This is a genomic window from Rhizobacter sp. J219, from assembly GCF_024700055.1.
Taxonomy (GTDB): Bacteria; Pseudomonadota; Gammaproteobacteria; order Burkholderiales; family Burkholderiaceae_C; genus Rhizobacter.
On record NZ_JAJOND010000001.1, the window covers coordinates 71,133 to 91,882 of the forward strand.

Genomic DNA, 20,750 nt, shown 5'->3' on the forward strand with positions numbered 1-20,750 from the left:
CGCCATGCCGACCTTTCCGCAGTTCCAGCCTCAGACGCCGCTGGAGTACTTTGCCCTGCTGGTGGCCGATGACGCGAATTTCTCGCTGCTGGAAGCGGCGATCTCCGTCGGGCAGGACGACAACCCGACGCTCGACACCCAGGCGGTGCTGCACCAGATCGACACGCACGCCGCGCGGCTCAAGGCGCGCGTGCCGGCCGATGCCGGCCCGCGCCAGCGGCTGCGCCTGCTGAACCAGTTCTTCTTCAAGGAACTGGGCTTTGCCGGCAACGTCAACGACTATTACGACCCCGCCAACAGCATGCTCGCCACCGTGCTGGAAACCCGCCGCGGCATCCCGATCACGCTGGCGCTGCTCTACATCGAGTTCGCGGCCCAGGTCGGGCTCACGGCGCGTGGCGTGTCCTTCCCGGGGCACTTTCTCGTCAAGCTCAAGCTCAGCGAGGGTGAGGTCGTGATCGATCCCTTCACCGGCCAGTCGCTTTCGCGCGAACGGCTCGACGAACTGCTGCTGCCCTACCGCCGCCGCCAGGGCCTCACCGGCGACCTGGATGTGCCGCTCAGCGTCTTCCTGCAGGCCGCGCCGCCGCGCGACGTGCTTGCCCGGATGCTGCGCAACCTGAAAGAGATCTACCGCTCCACGGCGGACTGGCAGCGCCTGGTGGCGGTGCTGAACCGGCTGGTGGTGCTGCTGCCGCAGGCCTGGGACGAGCGCCGCGACCGCGGCCTCGCGCAAGCCGAGCTGGGCGCGGCGGAGGCGGCGGCGGTCGACCTCGGCGCCTACCTGGCCCACTGTGCGGATGCACCCGACCGCGAGGCCATCGGCCAGCGGCTGATGGCCTTGCGCCAGCCGGGCCAGGGGCCGCTTCACTGACGGCTGTATGAACGGCCAGCCCGCCCGGGCGTGGCCCTAGAATCTGGCGCTTCCGCGAGGCCTCGCGGCTTGGCACCACCCCCACGGGCATCGATGCAACTCACCCCTGCTCAGCGGCAAACCCTCTCCTGGCTCCTGATCGCCTTCATCGGCGCGTTGCTGGTCTGGCTGCTGGCGCCGGTGCTCACGCCCTTCCTCTTTGCCGGCATCCTCGCCTACATCCTCGAGCCCGCGGTCGGAAAGCTCGTGAAGCGCCGGGTGCCGCGCGTGCTGGCGGTCACGCTGGTGGAGGTGGCGGCCTTCATCGTCATCCTGTCGGTTCTGCTCCTGATCGTGCCCATCGTCTCGAAGGAGCTGCCTCTTCTGCGCGAGCAGTTGCCGCTCCTGGCCGACAAGCTCAACACGACCGTCACCCCCTGGCTTGCGAAATACGGCATCGAGGTCGCGCTCGACGTGGCGAGCATCAAGGCCTTCCTGGTCAAGTACCTCGATGCCAACGTGGAAGACGGCCTGGCTGCCGTCCTGAGTTCGGCCCGCATTGGCGGTAGCTTCCTGCTTGCGCTGATCGGCAACGCGGTGCTGGTTCCGGCGGTGCTCTTCTACCTGCTGATGGACTGGCCCCAGCTCATCGCACGCATCGACCGACTGGTGCCGCCCCGCCTGCGCGACGGCGTGCGCAGTTTCATGCGCGAGAGCGACGAGATGCTTGGCCAGTACCTGCGCGGGCAACTGCTGGTGATGGTGATCCTGGCGGCGTTCTACAGCGTCGGCTTGGCGCTATTCGGTTTCGACCTCGCGGTGCCGGTCGGGGTGTTCACCGGGCTTGCGGTCTTCATTCCCTATCTCGGCTACGGGCTGGGCATGCTGCTGGCCTTGATTGCCGGCGTGCTGCAGTTCGCAAGCTGGTACGGCGTGATCGCCGTGGCGGTGGTGTACGGGCTCGGCCAGGTGATCGAAAGCTTCTTTCTGACGCCGCGCCTGGTGGGCGAGCGCATTGGCATCAACCCGCTGACGGTGATCTTTGCGCTGCTCGCCTTCGGGCACCTCGCCGGCTTTGTGGGCGTGTTGCTCGCGCTGCCGGTGTGCGCCGTGCTGGTGGTGGCGGGCAAGCGGGTCTTGGCCTGGTACACGGGCAGCAAGCTGTATCTGGGTTGAGCGTGAGACAGATTCCCTTGGCCATTGCCGACGAGCCCGTGCGGTCGTTCGACAGCTACGTGGCCGGCCCGAACGCAGCCGCGGTCGAGCACCTGCGAGGCCTGCTGCAACAGACGGCGCCGGTCTACCTGTGGGGGCCGGCCGGTGTGGGCAAGACGCATCTGCTGCAGGCGCTGGCCCATCACGTGCAACGTGTGGGCGGGCGGGTGGGCTGGTTCAACGCCGCCTCGGCCGTGCCGTGGGATTTCGACGAGACCCATGCGCTGATCGTGTTCGACGATTGCGACCGCTTCGACGAGCCCCAGCAGCATGCGGCATTTGCCTTGTTCGTCGAAGCGACGACCCACGGCATTCCGGTGGCCGCTGCCGGCCGTGTGCCGCCGGTCGACCTGCCCCTGCGCGACGACCTGCGCACGCGCCTGGGCTGGGGCCACGTCTTCGCGCTCGCGCCGCTGGCCGAATCGGAAGCGCGCGCCGCGATGCGCCGGGAGGCCGACCGGCGCGGCCTCTTTCTTTCCGATGACGTGATGAGCTACCTCTTGACGCGCTTTGCGCGCGACCTCAAGCACCTGATGACGGTGCTCGACCGGCTCGACGAATTCGCCCTCGTGCACAAGCGCGCGATCACCGTGCCGCTGCTCAAGCAGATGCTGGCCGAAGAGAAGGACGCCGCCGCATGAACCTGTGTCTGTTCGACCTCGACGACACGCTGATTCCGCTCGACTCCGACCACGCCTGGGGCCGCTTCATGATCCGCCAGGGGTGGGTCGACGCCGAATCCTTCGACCGGCAGAACGAGGTCTTCTTCTCGCACTACAAGGCCGGCACGCTCGACATCCACGCCTACATCGCTTTCGCCACTGCGCCGTGGCGCGAGCGCCCGGCCGTGGAGCGCAAGGCCGCGCAAGACCGCTTCATGCAGGAGGTGATCGCGCCGCAGCTGCGCCCGGCAGCGCACGACCTGGTGCGGCACCACCAGCGGCAAGGCGACCTGGTCGCCATCGTGACCGCCACCAACGAGTTCGTGACGGCGCCCATCGCCAGAGCCTTCGGCGTGGCCCACCTGCTGGCCGTCGAAGTCCGAAAAAGACCCCGGGGGTAACATCACCGGCCGGATCGCGGGGGTGCCCTCGTTCCGCGAAGGCAAGACGGTGCGCACGCACGAGTGGCTCGCGGGTCTCGGCCACAAGCTGCAGGACTTCGAGCGCATCAGCGTCTACAGCGATTCGGCCAACGACCTGCCGCTGCTCGAGATGGCGACCGACCCCGTGGCCACCAACCCTTCCGCACCGCTCGAAGCCATTGCCCGCGAGCGGGGCTGGCGCATTCTTCGGCTGTTCGACTGACGGACTGATGATCAAGAAATTCATAGACAGGCTGCTCGGCAAGAGCGCCAAGCCCGCCATCCCCAAGGGCAAGCGGGTCGAGGTGCCGCTGTCCGAGCACAACATCGATCTGAAGCTCGTCGACGACAACGCCATCCGCGTGGTCAAGACGCTGGCCGATGCCGGCTACGAGGCCTACATCGTCGGTGGGGCGGTGCGCGACCTGCTGCTGGGCCTGCGCCCGAAGGACTTCGACGTGGCCACCAACGCCACGCCGGAGCAGGTCAAGGGCCTGTTCCGCCGCGCCTTCATCATCGGACGGCGCTTCCGCATCGTGCACGTGGTGTTCGGGCGTGGGCGCGAGCACGAGGTGATCGAGGTGTCGACCTTCCGGGCGATGCTCGATGCGTCGGCCTCGGAGCAGGTCGCCGGCAACGAAAAGACCTCGAAGGCCGAACTGGCCGACAAGCACCATGCGGTCGACGCGAGCGGCCGGGTGCTGCGCGACAACGTCTGGGGACCGCAGATCGAAGATGCCGCGCGCCGCGACTTCACCGTCAACGCGATGTACTACGACCCGCAAAGGCAGATCGTTGTCGACTACCACGGCGGCATCAAGGACGCGAAGAAGAAGGTCCTGCGCATGATCGGCGACCCGGTCACGCGCTACCGCGAAGACCCGGTGCGCATCGTGCGTGTGGTGCGCTTCGCGGCCAAGCTCGGTTTTTCAATCGACCCGAAGACGCGTGCGCCGATCCGCGAACTGGCCGGCCTGCTCGACGACGTGCCCGCCTCGCGCACCTTCGACGAGATGATCAAGCTGCTGCAGACGGGCCATGCGCTCGCGAGCATCGAAGAGCTGCGCAAGCAGGGCCTGGTGGGCGAGCGCACCGGCGTCTTCCCCATCCTCGACGTGGTGCTGGCCGATGCCAACAAGCACCCCGAGCGGCAGAAGTTCGTGGAGCTGGCCCTGTCGGACACCGACCGGCGCGTCAACGAAGGCAAGCCCGTGGCACCAAGCTTCATGCTCGCCTGCATGCTGTGGCACGACGTGCTCGACCGCTGGGAGAAGTTGAAGAAGAAGGGCGAGGCCCCGTTCCCGGCGCTGCAGCAGTCGGTCGATGCGGTGTTCGATGCACGCATTGGCGACATCTCCGGCCGCGGCAAGCTCGCCGCCGACATGCGCGAGATCTGGCTCATGCAGCCGCGCTTCGAGCGGCGCACCGGCAACGGGCCGTTTTCGCTGGTGGAGCAACCGCGCTTTCGTGCCGGCTTCGACTTCCTGCGGCTGCGGGCCGACGCCGGCGAGGCCGACCCCGAACTCGCCCGCTGGTGGGAAGAGTTTTCGCTCGCCGACGAAGACAAGCGCACGCGCCTCATGGACCAGCTGCGCGGCCAGGGCCACGGTGGGCCGCGCCGGCGCGCGCCGTCCGCGGCGGCACCGGCTGCTCCGACCGCTGCCGAGGCCGAGGGTGACAGCGAGCCTGTGGAGGGCAGTGCCGACGCCCCGCGCAAGCGCCGCCGGCGCCGCCGCAAACCCGCAGGCGCCTCGGGCGACGCCGCACCGTCGTCCAACGGCTGACGCGCCGCGACGTGGTGCCGTTGCTCGCCTACGTCGGCTTGGGGGCCAACCTGGGCGATCCGGCCGACACCGTGCGCACCGCCATCGAGGCGCTGGCCCGCATGCCCGCCAGCCGCGTCGAGGCCGTCTCGGCCCTGTACCGCAGCGCGCCTATCGACGCCGAGGGCCCCGAGTTCGTCAACGCCGTGGTGGCGCTGCACACCACCCTGAGCGCGTACGAGCTGCTCGCGCAGCTGCAGGCCATCGAGGCCGAGTTCGGCCGCGAGCGGCCCTACCAGAACGCGCCGCGCACGCTCGACCTCGACCTGCTGCTGTACGGCGACCGCGAGATCGCCTCCGACGACCTCACCGTGCCGCACCCGCGCATGCACCAGCGCGCGTTCGTGCTGCGGCCCTTGGCCGAGCTGGCCGGTGACGGCCTGGTGATCGGCGGGCACGGGTCGATCGCCTCGCTGCTGCCGCTCGTGGCGGCGCAACCCATCACCAGACTGGAGACCGCATGAACATGACCCGCACCCGCCTGCCCGAGCGTGCGTCGCCGCAGGAGGCCGGTTTCCGGCCCGAAGGGCTGGCGCGGCTGACGGCCGCCTTCCAGGAGCAGATCGACCGCCAGCGGCTGCCCGGCGTGGTGGCGATGGTCGTGCGGGGCGGCAAGCTCGCCTACTTCGAGGCCCTGGGCCGGCGTGACCCGGCGCTCGCCGACCCGATGCAGCGCGACAGCATCTTCCGCATCTACTCGATGACCAAGCCCGTCGTGTCGGTGGCGGTGATGATGCTGTTCGAGGAAGGGCGTCTCTTCCTGCATGACCCGGTGGCGAAGTACCTGCCCGAATTCGCGTCGACCCAGGTCGGCGTGGTGCGTGCGGACGGCCAGATCGACAACGTGCCCGCTGAGCGCGCCATCACCGTGCAGGACTTGCTGCGCCACACCTCGGGCCTGACCTACGAGATCCTCGCCGAGGCGCCGATCCGCAAGCTGTACGCCCGCGCCAAGATCTACCGTCGCGACTGGACGAACGACGAGTTCAGCCAGGCGCTGGCAAAGCTCCCGCTGATGTACCAGCCCGGCACGGTGTGGGACTACAGCCGCGCCACCGACGTGCTGGGCCGGCTCGTGGAAGTGGTGTCGGGTCAGCCGCTGCGCGACTTCTTTGCCGCGCGCATCTTCGGGCCGCTGCGCATGGTCGACACCGGATTCCACGTGCCGAGCGTGTCGCACGAGCGCCTGGCCGAGCCGTTCGCCAAAGACCCGGACACCGGCGCCGACGTGCGCGTGCTCGACGTGCGCGACCCGGTGGCCATGGACATGGGTGGCGGCGGCCTGGTCTCGACCGCCACCGACTACGCCCGCTTCACGCAGATGCTGCTGAACCGCGGCCTGCTCGATGGGCAGCGCCTGCTCAGCCGCAAGACCGTCGAGCTGATGACGAGCGACCACCTGGGCACGATCCCGAGCGTCAACGACCTGCTGCCGGCTGGGCATGGCTTTGGCCTGGGTTTTGCTGTCCGTCTGCAGGCGGGCATTGCGCCGGTGGCCGGCTCCGCCGGCTCGTATTTCTGGGGTGGCATGGCCGGTACCACCTTCTGGGTCGACCCAGCCGAAGAGATGCACGCCGTGCTGATGGTGCAGGCGCCGGGGCAGCGCGACGAGGTGCGGGCGCTGTTCCGCAACCTGGTCTACGGTGCCATCGGCGATTGAGGTGAAGGCAGAGGAGGGCAACTCGACATGACCGGCATTTCGATTCCGTTGCAGACCGTGGTGCTGCTTGTGGCCTCGAACGTCTTCATGACGTTCGCCTGGTACGGCCACTTAAAGAGCCTGGCGACGAGCCCCTGGTACATCGCCGCGCTGGTGAGCTGGGGCATTGCGCTCTTCGAGTACCTGCTGCAGGTGCCGGCCAACCGCATCGGCTACAGCGGCGGCTTCACGCTCGCGCAACTCAAGATCACGCAGGAGGTGATCACGCTCGCGGTCTTCGTGCCCTTTGCGATGTTCTACATGAAAGAGCCCTTCAAGCTCGACTACGTCTGGGCCGGGCTGTGCCTGGTCGGCGCGGTGTACTTTATCTTCCGCAACTGATGGCAGAACAAGGTCTCGAACGTTTCCGCCACATCGCCATCGAAGGTCCGATCGGTGCGGGCAAGAGCCGCTCGCGCGCCGCTTGGCCGCTCACCTGCGCGCCGAGCTGATGCTCGAGCGGGCCGACGAAAACCCGTACCTCGAGCGCTTCTACGCCGACGTGCCGGGCTATGCGTTCCAGACGCAGGTGTTCTTCCTCTTCCAGCGCATGCGCCAGGTGCGCGAACTGGCCCAGCCCGGCCTGCTGGCACCCGCGGTGGTCAGCGATTTCATGCTCGCCAAGGATGCGCTCTTTGCGCGCATGAACCTCTCGGATGAGGAGTACCACCTCTACCAGCAGATGTACGCGCAGGTGTCGGCACAACTGCCCCAACCCGACCTCGTCATCTGGCTGCAGGCGACACCGCCCACGCTCATCCAGCGCATCAAGCAGCGCGGCATCGCGATGGAGCAGCGCATCGCGCCCGAGTACCTGCAGAAGCTGTGCGACGCGTATGCCGACTACTTCCAGAGCTTCGATGGGGCGCCGCTGATGGTGGTGAATAGCGAGAACTTCAATCCGATAGCCGAAGAGTCTGATTTCCAAATGTTTCTCGAATCTCTCAGAGACCTGCGAGGTTCTCGCGTTGTCTTCGACCTGCGAAGTTGCGCTGCGCGCGACGAGAGCAAGATTAAAGGTTAAGCGCCACTTGCATCTGCAAATTTAAGCGGCAACGTGTGTCGGTGAAGTGCTGCCCGACAGAGATGGCTTGCAAACGGGCAAAAGCGGCGCACCAATCGAGATTGGCATCCCGGGCGGACACTCCACCGACCGCGTGCTCAAGGTGGATGTCGAGGTGATCTATCTCTCATCGAGGTGGTAGGCCGGGAGTCGCCCTCGCAGAACTTTGGGGGATAGGAAATTCCTCTCTGGGGTGATTGACCCTTGTCGACAGAGCCAAGTACATTGCCGCGGGCTTGAAAATGGGCTCACCGAGTTGCTGGGTTCAACGCGGCTCATCAGAACATGGGTTAGGGAGGGGGGCATGGTCCTCTGGAGTCTGCTCGGCGTACGCCGAACCAATTCGGTCGCTGCTCGCCTGCTTGGTGCCACCACGATCTGTGTGACCTTTACGCTCGCCGGATTCGCGGGCGTTGCACTTGCAGCTGATATCCGCGATCAATGTGCCGACCGGAGAATCAACGGCGCCGTTGAGTGCACATATCGCCCGCACATCATTGAGCCATTCAAGTACCGAGCTACAGGGCCATACGAAACCACAAGCATTTTCCTGGACGAGGATGGCGCAAAAGGCGAGATGGGCGAGTTGATTGCTGCCAAGTGCCCAGACTGCTGTGATGCGGGTCGTCTGGTGTCGGAAAGCGGTTGGGTTGACGCAGGCAGCGGGCCGAGTTGGGCGTGGCTTCCGGACTTAGAAGGGGGCAAGCTCAACCACTTGACCTACAGTTTTAGCCGGAACTGTCAAACACCCCAGACGGTAACTTCCCTGCTTTCCAAGTGGCGCAGCGCATACTGCGAATTGGGTTGGACACATCAGTACTTTGCTGACCAGACTCTCTGTACCCGCCCCCGTCGGAATCAAGAATGCCTTACGCGTAATCCGATTGCGGTCCCTTCCTTGGCAAAGGTCTTTCGGGAGGAAGACTACAAATCAGTTGCCAATCAAAGCCTTCGATTCGTTCGCCACTATCGGAGTGAAGGGTTCGCGTACCCGCCCGGGTTCGCTGGCAACCTTTGGCACGGCCTGGGAACTCCCTGGACTCACAACTACGCAGGCGGGCTCTTTGTCACTGAACATTCGGTGTGGTTGATGTGGGGAACGGAGGCTCTGCAGCATTTCCAACTTGCTTCTGGTTCTGGATTCCCACGTGTCCTTTTGCCTCTGAAGACGTCTCAGCAAGCTCGACTAGTGGAATCGTCACCGGGCACATATGACTACTACTCTGCCAACAACGAGTTGATCCGCTTTGTTGGAGGTCTGCCGACGACGGTGGTATCGGCGACAGGCCGCTCCATTCGTTTGAGCTACGGAGGCGCTGGCATTGCAGTAGTGCAAGACGCGTCGGGTCGAACTCTCACATTTGGCTACGGTGAAGATGATCACTTAGTCTCGCTAAGCGATCCAAGTGGCGCGATGATTCGCTATGACTACAAGCCTAGGCGCCAGGATCTTCGCCAAAACTGGCAACAAAACAGCACGTTTACGAGTCTCGTGCGGGTTCGTTTTCAGGACCAACAGTTTGTCGAGTATCGGAGCCCTGACTGGGATTACTCGAACCCTGCTTCAAACTCAAGCCAGTGGGCAACTCGACTCACGGCCGTCATTGACGAAGTTCTCGGAAAAGAGTACAAGCGGGTTGTCTACAGCAGGGATGGAACGGTCCTGAGTTCCGAACTGGCGAATGGGATAGACCGATACAGCGTCACGGGTGGCGGCATTCTGGACCCTCTAGGTAGTGTGCGCCGCTATACCTTCACAGGCGTCTTGAATGCTCCCGACGGGGTCTACCAGCCTGAGGGCTCTGGTTGTGCTGCGAGCTACGCGAACGTCGGGTATGACAGCAACGGGAACGTGGCAAGCCGGGACGATTTCAATCGGAAGCGTGTTTGCTATGCCAATGATTCCTCTCGTAGTTTGGAGACTGTTCGCGTTGAGGGATTGGTCGCTGGTCAAGCATGCGGTGCGTTGGTTTCCGTAGGTGCAGTGCTTCCTGCTGACAGCCGCAAGACCAGCACCCAATGGCACCCTCACTGGCGTCTTGAGACGAAGGTTGCCGAACCCGGTCGCATCGTGACGAGCGTGTACAACGGCCAACCCGACCCGTTCAACGGCAATGCGGTGGCAAACTGTGCCCCGGCAAGTGCCCTGTTACCTGACGGTAAACCGATCGCGGTGCTGTGCAAGCGGGTGGAGCAAGCGACGGCAGATACAAACGGATCCGCGGGCTTCGGTGCAACGCTGCAAGCCGGCGTGCCCGACCGAGTGAGCACGTGGACCTACAACCAATGGGGCCAGGTGCTGAGCGAGAACGGCCCACGCACTGACATCAACGACAGCACCAGCTACGCGTACTACAGCAACACAAGCTTCACCGGCGAGGGATCGGCGGCAGAAGGTCACTTCATGGGTGACCTGGAGCGCGTGACCAACGCGGCTGGCCAATCCACGCGGTACACCAAGTACAACAAGCACGGGCAACTGTTAGAGAGCGTGGACCCCAACGGCGTGGTCACCACCAACACCTACGACCTGAGGCAGCGCCTGCTGAGCACCAGCACGGGCGGGCAGACCACGCGCTACCAATACGACCTGGCAGGCCAGCTCACGCGGGTGACGCTACCCGACCAGACCTGGGTGGGCTACGACTACGACGACGCGCACCGCCAGGTGGCCGTGTACGACCACAAAGGCAACCGCATCGACTACGTGCTCGACAACGCGGGCAACCGCATCGGTGAGAACACGCGAGACCCGGGCGGCAACCTCAAGCGTCAGCTCGTCAGAAGCATTGATGCGCTCGGGCGCGTGCAACGAACCACAGGCAGGGAGTAAGAGATATGCAAGTTGCGGTACTCAAGAGCGTGGGTCGCGCTATCGCAGTGGCGCTCTTGTCTTCCATGGTCGCGCCCGTCTGGTCTGGCTACATCTACGTCGAGCCCAAGATGCTTGGGTATACGCACATCCAGGCCGGTGTAGTGCATTTCGATTCAATTCAGGAGGCAGCGGCCGCTTTTGACGCCAACGTCTTAAGCGCGAATGCAGGAAGCCCGTGTTGGGGAAGGTTTTCGGACACGGGGCCGTCGCCGTTCGATTCCATGCCCCCAACCTTCATCTATGACTACAACGGCGTGCGAGGCATGTGGGGTCACAGATTCCAGTATGCGGGCTGGGTTAGTCCTCCGTCGCCTGGCTACTGTGGCTATGGATACACGGAGTGGCATCAAACGGCCTACTTGGCCCCTAAATGTCCTCAGGGCATCACTCCTGGCTTGACCTATCTGTCTTCGACAGAAGTTTTTGTCAGTTGCGCGATCTACTACCCCGACGAAGAGCCGTGCGACACGTGCCAGGTCGGCAACCCAGTGCTGGTGTCCAAGGGCGAGAAGATCCAGGTTGAGCCCGACTACCGCGGCCCGAGCGGCCTGGACTATGTACGCACGTTCCGGGGCAAGTCCGGCAAGTTCACCACCACCCAAGAGCGCCGCCTGTTCGACCTGGCCAGCCGAGGCCCGCTGGACGGGTGCTTGCCGGCGATCTACGACCACCCCCAGCAATCTGGCCCGGTGCAGCGGGAGCACTGCTTCCGCTACGTAGGCATCGGCACCCCGCAGATCCGTCTGCAGGACGCCAGGGGAGGCAACCTGGTGGCCAGCACGGCGGCCAGCGCGCCGACTCTGCCGACCTACGCCCGAGAGCGCATCGCACGCGCGACCACGCCGCAAGGCCAGACCGAATGGCATGTCTGGCGAGAAGACAACCACCTTGAGGTCTACGGTGCGACGGGGCGCCTGCTCAAGCGCGTGCGCCACGACGGCCGGGCCCACACGGCAGCTGACCTCGGCAACGGCGTGACCACGTGGAGCGACGACTTCGGCCGCAGCCTGAGGTGGGAACGGAACGCACAGCAACGTGTTGCCCGCATGGTCGACCCCGCTGGAGCGATCTACGAGTACAGCTATGACCCCAGGCTCAACCTGAGCGGCGTGCGCTACCCCGGCACGCCCCTGGACCGCCAGTACCACTACGAATCGGTGTACTACCCGGGCACCAACGCGGTCCCCATTCACCAACTCACCGGCATCACCGACGAACTCGGCCACCGCTACGCCACCTACGTCTACGGCCCTGGCAACCAGGTGAGCCGGAACGGCACCACGCCGGAGGCGGTGTGGACGTCAACCAATACATCTTCGCCAACTACCCCAAGACGGTGACCGATCCGCTGGGCAGCCAGCGCACCTACAACTTCGGCAGCATCCAGAACGCCCGCCAAGTGCTCACCGGCATCGCCCAGCCTGCAGGGGCAGGCAGTGCGGCGGTCACCTCGAACTACGCCTACGACACCCAAGGCAACCTCACCAGCCGGGACGACCACAACGGCAAACGCACCTGCTACGCAAACGACCTGAGCCGCAACCTGCAGACGGTGCGTGTCGAGGGCTATGCCGGCACGCAAAGCTGCCCGCCCAATCTTGAGACGGCGGCAATGCCGGCGGCTGCGCCGCCCAGTTGCCCAAGCGGATCTGCGTACTACAGCAGTGGGTACGGCAGCAGTTGCACGGGTGGAACCTGCTGGTCGCAGACCCCGTTCGATGGGTCGCAGAGCGGCGCTCCCCTGGGCTGGGCTACCTGGCACTACGCGTGTCCCGTCCTGCATACAGGCAGTCCTGGCCGCAAGACCAGCACCCAATGGCACCCGGATTGGCGGCTTGAGACCCGGGTGGCCGAACCCGGGCGCATCACCACCATCGTCTACAACGGCCAGCCGGACCCCTTCAACGCCAACACGACCGCGAGCTGCGCCCCGGCAAGTGCTCAGTTACCTGACGGCAAGCCCATCGCCGTGGTGTGCAAGCGGGTCGAGCAGGCCACCACCGATGCCAACGGCTCACAAGGCTTCGCCGCCGCGCTGCAAGCCGGCGTTGCCAACCGAGTGCACAGCTGGACCTACAACCAACATGGCCAGGTGCTCACCGAACGCGACCCGCTGAACCGCCAGACCAGCTACGCCTACTACAGCGACACCGCCTTCAGCGGAGCCGACCCCCATGCGGTCGGCCACACCCTGGGTGACCTGCACACCATCACCAACGCCAAAGGCCAGGTGACCCGGTACACCCAGTACGACAAACACGGCAACGTGCTGCAAAGCATCGATGCCAACGGCGTGGTCACCCAGAACGTCTACGACCTGAGGCAGCGCCTGCTGAGCACCACAACGGCGGGCCAGACCACGAGCTACCAGTACGACGCGGCGGGTCAACTCAAGCGCGTCACGCTGCCCGACCAGAGCTGGGTGGGCTACGACTACGACGGGGCGCATCGCCAGACCGCGGTGTACGACCACCGGGGCAACCGGACCGACTACACGCTGGACAACGCGGGCAACCGCATCGGTGAGCAGACCAGAGACCCGAGCGGCAGCCTCAAGCGGCAGCTCGCCAGAAGCATCGACGCGCTTGGACGCGTGCAACAGACCACAGGCAGGGAGTGAGGAAGCGATGAACTCGATGATGCAAAGCGCGCCCGTGTGGCGCTTCGTCCAAACGTGTGCCGTGCTGGCGAGTGCCCGGCTCGCCCTCGGGCGCGCCAAGCGAAGCCTCGCCGTCCTAGGGCTATGGTTCATCGCCGGTACTGCGCTCGCACAGACCGCCACCACGACGACCCTCACGGCGAACCCCTCGAGCGTCTACGCCGGCCAGACCTTCACCATCACCGCGAGAGTCACCGGCAGCAGCCCCACCGGCTCGGTGACCGTGTACGACGGTGCGCAGGCCTTGTTCTACTTCAACCTCTCCGGGGGCACGGCCAGCACCAGCTACTCCTTCACTGCCACGGGGGATCACAGCCTCACCGCCCGCTACGCCGGCAACAGCACCAACGCGGCCAGCACCTCCGCTCCCGTCATCCTCAACGTCTACACGCGTGCGCCAACCACCACCACGGTGACCGCGAGCCCGACGGCCGCCTACATCGGGCAGACCGTCAGCTTCAGCGCCACGGTCACCGGCGCCACCACGCCCACCGGCGTCGTGCGCTTCAACAACAACGGCTCATACGTCGCGCAGGGCACCCTGAACGGCTCTGGTGTGGCCACCGGTACCTGGGTCATCAACTCCACATCGCCGACCATGTCCCTGTCGGCCTCTTACGTGGGGGACGCCACCTATGCGCCCAGTACCTCGAGCGCCATCGCCGGCACGGTGAGCCCAGCGCCCGTGAGCACCCAGCTGACGTGTCCGACGCCGTCCCCCGTGGCCACCGCGGTGGCCTGCACCGTCACCGCCACCTCACCCTCCATCTACGCCTCGGTCAGCTCGGCCACCATCACCGAAAACGGTGCCACCGTCGGCACCGGCACCCTGAGCTACGTCGCGAGCAACCCCACCACCTTCCGCGGCACCATCACCTTGCCCGCGACCGCAGCGCCCGCGACGGTCGCCGGCAGCCACTCGCTGGTCGCACAAACGGTCGCCAACTCACAAACACAGGCGAGCACCTCGCCTGCGACGACGCTCGTCATCGCGCCGCGCAGCACCACCACCACCCTGAGCAGCACCCCGAGCACCGCGGGTGCCACGCAGATCGTCACCCTGACGGCCAACGTCAGCAACGGTCTCGCCCCCACCGGCAGCGTCACCTTCCGTGACGGTGCCACCCCGCTCGGCACCGTCCCCCTCAACGGCACCCAGGCGAGCGCCACCACCAGCTTCACCACCACCGGCGCTCATAGCCTCACCGCCGTCTACAACGGCGACACCAACAACACCAGCAGCACCTCGGCCGCCGTCAACCAGACCATCACCGCCACCGCGCCCACCAGCACCGCGCTCACCGTCTCACCCGGCAGCGTGACCGCCGGCTCGACCGCGGCCCTGGCCGCCACCATCACCGGCAGCAGCCCAAGCGGCACCGTCGTTTTCCTCGACGGCACCACCGTCCTCGGCCAGTCCGCCGTGTCTGGCGGGCAAGCCACCCTGAGCGTGCCCTTCGGCTCCACCGGCGCCCACAGCCTCACCGCCCAGTACTGGGGCGACACCGCCAACGGCTCCAGCACCTCGCCTGCGGCCGTACTCACCGTCACCCAGCGGCCAACCACCACCACGCTCACCAGCACGCTCACCCGTGCCCACCAGAGCCAGCCCGTTCCGCTGACGGCCGCCATCGACGGCGCCAACCCCAGCGGCACCGTCACCTTCCGAGAAGGCAGCACCACCCTTGGCACCGCCAACGTCGTCAACGGCGCGGCCAGCTTCAGCCCGACCTTCACCGTCATCGGCGCCCACACCATCACCGCCGCCTATGCCGGAGACGCCAACAATGGCGCCAGCAACGCCGGCACCGTCACCGTGCAGGTCGAGCCCGGCCCCGTGCCGCCCACCTCCACCACCCCGGTCGTCAACTACGAGTACGACGCCAAGGGCAACCCCACCAAGGCTGTGCAAGCCCCCGGCGTGAGCGGCTTCAACTTCGAGACCAGGGCCAGCTACGACAGCCTCTCGCGGGTCAAAGACACCACCAACCCCAAGAACGGCATCACCCGCTTCGAATACGACGGCGGCGACCGGCTTAACAAGGTCACCGACCCGCGGCTGCTGGTCACCCAGTACCCGCGCAACGGCCTGGGCGACGCGACCAGCCTCATCAGCCCCGACACGGGCACCGCCACCCACACCTACGACGAAGCCGGCAACCTCAAGACCCGCACCGACAGCCGCAGCGTCCTCACGACCTACAGCTACGACGAAGCCAACCGGCTCACGCAAGCGGCCCACACCAAGACCGGCATGAACAGCCAGACCTTCGGCTGGACGTATGACCAGACCGGCGCCGGCTTCAGCCACGGCATCGGGCGCCTCACCAGCACCACCCACCCGGCCGGCAGCACCCAGTACGCCTACGACGCCCAAGGCCGGCTCACCACCGACATCCAGCGCGTCGACGCCGCGGCCGGCGCCAACGCCACCCAGATCGTCAACACCGTCGGCTACGAGTACGACGCGGCCGGCAACCTCACCCGCATCACCTACCCGAGCGGTGCCCAGGTCAGCTTCGGCCACACCGATGGGCAGGTCAGCTCTGTCAGCCTCGCACGCAACGCCGGCAGCACCGCCGCCACGCTCGTGAGCGGCATCGAGTTCGAACCCTTCGGCGCCATCAAGCGCTGGCAGTGGCACCTGGCCGGCGGCAGCACCCAGGTCAGCGAACGTCGCTATGACCTGAGCGCACGCCTCACCCGCTATCGACTCGGCAACGTGCTGCGCGACCTCACCTACGACGCAGCCGACCGCATCACCAGCTACAGCCACTACGACGCCACCACCGGCGCCGCGCAGACGAGCCTCAACCAGAGCTTCGGGTACGACGAGAACGGCCGGCTGACCACCATCACCACGGCCACCGCCAGCTGGAGCATCGGCTACGACGCCAACGGCAACCGCACCAGCGTGACCCTCAACGGCACGCCCAGCACCTACACCACCTCGACCACCAGCAACCGGCTCAACAGCATCACCAACCCGGCCCGGAGCTTCGGGTACGACAACGCGGGCAACACCACGAGTGATACGGCGGGCTATACGAGCACGTATGACGCGGCGGGGCGGCTGAGTACGCTGACCAAGGCGGGTGTCACCACCACCTACAGTTACAACGGGCTCGGGCAGCGGGTGAGGAAGTTCGGCTCCACGGGGGCGAGCAGCACGACAGTCTTCGTGTATGACCAGCAAGGCCAGTTGCTGGGCGAATACTCCAACACCGGAGCCGCACTACGAGAGTACGTGTGGCTGGGGTCCACGCCGATTGCGATGTTTGTGCCCAACGGCACCAACGATCCGACGGTGTACTACTTCCACACGGATCATCTGGACACGCCGCGCATTGCGACCGATACGGCCAACAACGTCCGCTGGAGGTGGATGGCCGAGCCCTTCGGGACGACTGCGCCTGAGGACAACCTCAGCAACCTCGGAAGCCTCACTCAGAACCTGAGGTTCCCCGGCCAGTACGCCGACGCAGAGAGCGGGCTCTACTACAACTACTTCCGGGACTACGACTCGACGACCGGGCGATATGCTCAAAGCGATCCGATTGGACTGGCTGGTGGCATCAACACCTTTAGCTATGTGGGTGGGAATCCGATCGCTTTGTCTGACCCTTTGGGACTGAAACCGCCTCCTTCTGTTTTGTCTCGGATATTGCCTACGGCAGGTGCAGTAGCTCTTGCAGATGGCCCTGAACCTGGTCCGGCGGATGCCGTTGCCGTAGCTCTCCTTGCCGCAGCGGTTATCTATGACGCATGCACAGTTGACAATGACGAGAGGTGTCGCGAGAAGCTTGCGGAGATTCACGCTGCGATGCAAGTCATCAACGGACGGATTGGAGATCTGCTGCTGGACAAATGCGATATGTACCGACTCGCCTTCTGGGTGCCAAACCCCGCGCTCGCGGCTGGATGTTCTGGCACGTCATGGGTGGGTCACCTCAAGGCCGTGGACGGATGGCAGCAGCGCCTCAGGAAGCTCATTCGGGAGGCAATCGCACTGAAATGCAAGATCCCGCCAGATGCGTGGGCTATCGCGACGAGACCTATTCCTAGAGCACCTAGAGGAAGTAATGGCAATCCTTGAAGATGAAAACTTCGACACATCGCTGCTGTTGCTGAGCAGCGACTGGTTTCTTCCGTATTGGCAACTCGCGAGCCTCGAAGTCCCGCTTAAACAGCGGGCAGATGTTCAAGCTGTTGCAAGGCGAGAAGTTCAAGCATTGCTCGGCGCAAGCAAGAATTTCTGGGATGCGAACTTCGATCCCCAAAGATTTGAAGTGGCACGGGCAGCGTTGCTTAGAGCGATTGCACAAGGTGCGCGATCTGACCCCGTCGACTCAACTGGGCGCGACGGGCAATCACTCGCACTGATAGGTGCGGTGCTTGAGGCATCAGTGTTGGGGGAAGAACTCGATGCCGAAGTGAGCGGTGAAGTTGCGGCTGTTGTTCGCGAGTGCATTCACAAACACTCAGCTTTCTCATCGTCGATCGACTTCGAACTAGCGGCTAAGCATTCGTCATCGGATTGGGATGGCTATTTGCGATCCTTGACGCCCGATTTGCCAACATATCTTTCTGATTTCGCATCTGAGCACATAGAGATGGAAGGATTTAGCTCTCTTTGGGCGCAGCTCGTGACTCAGTTGAGCCCGAGGGACTTGGGGATGCTTGCGAGTTGGCTGGGTAGGCAAGCGAGTGTTCTTGTGCCAGAAGCTACGCTAGAAATCCAAGGATGGCTGGAGCAATGGATCCAACACGACTGAGCAAACTCGACGGCTCAAAGTAAGACCGGGGTCAGGTCTTGCATTCCAACATTTGCGACCTGTTCCAGGGGAGGGGAGTTTGAAGAAGATTCTGTTTGTCGCCGCGATGGTGCTCACTCCATGCTGGGCGCAGGAGGGAGTGAGCCAGGTGACCATTGCGGTGAAGCCGCAACTTTTCTACAGCGCCGAGTGGACGTCTCCCGTCCTGCTGAGATGCGCGTCGATCGGCGAGTGCGCTGCAAACGCGGCCGCCAACAACCTCGCGCAGCGCCAGGCCGCGGGCGAGCGCGCGCTGAGCTTCCAGATCACCAATCTGCGCCCGTCGTCGCAGACCTTGAACGGAATCCCGGCCGGGTATCTGGGAGACACCGAGTTGGTGAGCCTCAACGCGCAGGGCGAGCAGGTCACCAGCCGCTGGACGGGCGCTTGGCGTGCATCGGCCGGCGCTGATTGCCCGAACGACGGATTCGATTGGAGGTCTGTCACCGAGTCGCCCATACCGAACCAGGTGGTCTACTGCGCTCGCATCGTTTATCAGCCGCAGCGCCCGCCGTGCCCCGAAGGTTGCCCGCGCAGCGAAGTCGGCAACCCGATCGACATCGCCACCGGAGACAAGCGGCTCCGTGTTCGAGACTATCGGGATGTGAAAGGTCTGCTGACACTCGATCGCCTTTACGCGTCGAGCGGCAGTTCTTTCAACGGCGGCCAGTCCTGGAATCACATTGCCACGCTCTTCGGCCCGGCCTACGCGTCGGGCGGGCCGCCGGCGTGCTACAGCTCGTTTTACAAGACGGCTTTCGTCGACCCCACGAGCGGTGCGCAGTCGCCGTATTTCGAACCGTATTGTTTCGAGTACTACAGCCCACCGGGCTTCACCGGCACATACGCCAGCATCGACAACTCCGAGCGAATCGTCTTCGCCGGAACTGCCGCCACGATGACGAGCATCGACGGGCTCGGCACCTTGATCGCATCGGGGGCGGGCCCCACCCTTCGCTACATCCTGAAGCGCAACAGCTTTCCGGGGCTCGAGTTCTTCGATGGGACCGGCCGGCTCCTCAAACGTGTGTATGCCAATGGAAGACAGCTCGACTACGGCTATCAAACCATCGGAGACGAGCACTACTCGCGTACCGTGCTCAGCACGGTGACCGACAACTGGGGGCGTCAGCTGTCGTTCGCATATTCAGCGGCCAAGCAACTCGAATCGGTCACCGACCCGGCCGGGCAAACCATCTCTTACGGATATGGAGGGCCAACGGCCGTTTGCCAATATCCAGGTGCATGCCAACGCCTCACCTCGGTCACCTACCCAGACGGCACTCGTCAGCTCTATCACTACGACGAGCCGCAGCACACAGGGCAGGCGCCTCCATACGGCCGACTGACCGGCGTGACCGATGAACTGGGAAGTCGGTATGCCACGTACACCTATGAAAACACCACCAGAGCAAGAGCGCTGAGCACCGAGCTCGCGGGGGGCGTCAATCGATTCAGCGTCCAGTACTCCCCCAACTCCACAGGAAGCTTCATCGGCTCGGCCAGGGTGCGCGACCCTCTTCAGTCCGAGTTCACGATGAACTTCATCAACCGCGGGATGACGTCATACATCAGCGGGCGGTCTCAGCCGCAAGGCGCGGGCAGTCCGGCCGCGAGCGAGTCCGAGGTGTATGACAGCAGCATCCACCTTGTTCGCAAGGACGGCTTTACCGGCCTCCGCACGTGCTATGGCAATGACCTGGTGCGGCATCTTGAGACAACGCGGATTGAAGGCCTGAGCAGTAGCGCTGACTGCAACGCGGTGATGGCGGTGAATGCCGTATTGCCAATTGGTAGCCGCAAGGTCAGCACCGAGTGGCACCCTGATTGGCGCATCGAAACGCGAGTGGCCGAACCTGGCCGCATCGTGACGAGCGTCTACAACGGCCAGCCCGACCCCTTCGCGGGTGGAGCAGTTGCGAGCTGTGCTCCCGCAAGTGCCCTGTTGCCTGACGGTAAGCCCTTCGCTCTGCTATGCAAGCGCGTCGAACAAGCCACTACCGATGCCAACGGCGCCGGGGGCTTCTCCGCTGTGCTCCAGGCAGGCGTTCCTGCGCGCACCACGACGTGGACCTACAACCAATGGGGTCAGGTGCTCACAGAGAACGGGCCGAGAACCGACATCAACGACACCACCACCTACACCTACTACAGCGACACCAGCTTCACAGGGGAAGGCGCAAGCGCGCGGGGCCACTTTATGGGTGACCTGGAAACGGCAGCGAACGCGGCAGGACGGGTGACCCGGTACACCCAGTACAACAAGCACGGCCAGGTGCTCGAGAGCGTGGACCCCAACGGTGTGGTCACCAGCCACACCTACGACCTGAGGCAAAGACTGCTGAGCACTACCGTGGGTGGGCAGACCACCAACTACCAATACGACCCGGTGGGCCAACTCAAGCGCGTCACGCTGCCCGACCAGAGCTGGATCGGCTACGACTACGACGACGCACATCGGCAGGTGGCCGTGTACGACCACCGAGGCAACCGGACGGACTACACGCTCGACAACGCCGGCAACCGCATCGGCGAGCAGACCACGGATCCGAGCGGGGCGCTCAAGCGCCAGCTCGCCAGAACTATTGATGCGCTTGGGCGTGTGCAACAGACCACAGGCCGGGAGTGAGGAAGCGATGAGTGCCAACGTACATGTCGGGCAGCG

At 64.7% G+C, this 20,750-nt stretch carries 14 protein-coding genes and 1 pseudogene; all 15 read left to right on the plus strand.

What is annotated here, in order from left to right:
* Window positions 1-4 precede the first annotated feature (4 nt).
* Window positions 5-874 carry a SirB1 family protein gene (locus LRS03_RS00310; RefSeq protein ID WP_257823329.1) on the plus strand — a complete coding sequence of 290 codons (870 nt, stop codon included), beginning with the start codon at window positions 5-7 and terminating at the stop codon, window positions 872-874.
* A 93-nt stretch (window positions 875-967) separates the two neighbouring features.
* Window positions 968-2,029 carry an AI-2E family transporter gene (locus LRS03_RS00315; protein WP_257823330.1) on the plus strand — a complete coding sequence of 354 codons (1,062 nt, stop codon included), beginning with the start codon at window positions 968-970 and terminating at the stop codon, window positions 2,027-2,029.
* A 2-nt stretch (window positions 2,030-2,031) separates the two neighbouring features.
* On the plus strand, window positions 2,032-2,709 hold the full coding sequence (hda, locus tag LRS03_RS00320) for a DnaA regulatory inactivator Hda (RefSeq protein WP_257823331.1): 678 nt from the start codon (window positions 2,032-2,034) through the stop codon (window positions 2,707-2,709).
* Window positions 2,706-3,375: pseudogene (locus tag LRS03_RS00325) on the plus strand (histidinol-phosphatase). Before hda ends, LRS03_RS00325 begins: the two are co-directional and overlap by 4 nt.
* Before the next feature lie 7 nt (window positions 3,376-3,382).
* A complete protein-coding gene (gene pcnB / locus LRS03_RS00330; RefSeq protein WP_257823332.1) occupies window positions 3,383-4,936 on the plus strand; it encodes a polynucleotide adenylyltransferase PcnB in 1,554 nt (517 codons plus the stop codon).
* Between the two features lie 11 nt (window positions 4,937-4,947).
* On the plus strand, window positions 4,948-5,439 hold the full coding sequence (gene folK / locus LRS03_RS00335; protein ID WP_374684968.1) for a 2-amino-4-hydroxy-6-hydroxymethyldihydropteridine diphosphokinase: 492 nt from the start codon (window positions 4,948-4,950) through the stop codon (window positions 5,437-5,439).
* Window positions 5,436-6,635 carry a serine hydrolase domain-containing protein gene (locus tag LRS03_RS00340; protein WP_257823333.1) on the plus strand — a complete coding sequence of 400 codons (1,200 nt, stop codon included), beginning with the start codon at window positions 5,436-5,438 and terminating at the stop codon, window positions 6,633-6,635. Before folK ends, LRS03_RS00340 begins: the two co-directional genes overlap by 4 nt.
* A gap of 27 nt (window positions 6,636-6,662) precedes the next feature.
* A complete protein-coding gene (locus LRS03_RS00345; protein WP_257823334.1) occupies window positions 6,663-7,016 on the plus strand; it encodes a DMT family protein in 354 nt (117 codons plus the stop codon).
* A gap of 82 nt (window positions 7,017-7,098) precedes the next feature.
* Window positions 7,099-7,698 carry a deoxynucleoside kinase gene (locus tag LRS03_RS00350; RefSeq protein ID WP_257823335.1) on the plus strand — a complete coding sequence of 200 codons (600 nt, stop codon included), beginning with the start codon at window positions 7,099-7,101 and terminating at the stop codon, window positions 7,696-7,698.
* Between the two features lie 343 nt (window positions 7,699-8,041).
* Complete coding sequence (locus LRS03_RS00355; protein WP_257823336.1) at window positions 8,042-10,570, plus strand: RHS repeat domain-containing protein; 2,529 nt, start codon at window positions 8,042-8,044, stop codon at window positions 10,568-10,570.
* Window positions 10,571-11,007: 437 nt separating this feature from the next.
* A complete protein-coding gene (locus LRS03_RS00360; protein ID WP_257823337.1) occupies window positions 11,008-11,952 on the plus strand; it encodes a hypothetical protein in 945 nt (314 codons plus the stop codon).
* Window positions 11,907-13,232, plus strand: a complete 1,326-nt coding sequence (locus tag LRS03_RS00365; protein WP_257823338.1) for an RHS repeat domain-containing protein — start codon at window positions 11,907-11,909, stop codon at window positions 13,230-13,232. The genes LRS03_RS00360 and LRS03_RS00365 overlap by 46 nt, the downstream gene beginning before the upstream one ends.
* A 7-nt stretch (window positions 13,233-13,239) precedes the next feature.
* Entirely contained in the window at window positions 13,240-17,367 is a 4,128-nt protein-coding gene (locus LRS03_RS00370) for an Ig-like domain repeat protein (RefSeq protein ID WP_257823339.1), read from the plus strand.
* A complete protein-coding gene (locus LRS03_RS00375) occupies window positions 17,354-18,046 on the plus strand; it encodes a hypothetical protein (protein WP_257823340.1) in 693 nt (230 codons plus the stop codon). Before LRS03_RS00370 ends, LRS03_RS00375 begins: the two co-directional genes overlap by 14 nt.
* A 79-nt stretch (window positions 18,047-18,125) precedes the next feature.
* A complete protein-coding gene (locus tag LRS03_RS00380; protein WP_257823341.1) occupies window positions 18,126-20,714 on the plus strand; it encodes an RHS repeat protein in 2,589 nt (862 codons plus the stop codon).
* Window positions 20,715-20,750: the final 36 nt, after the last annotated feature.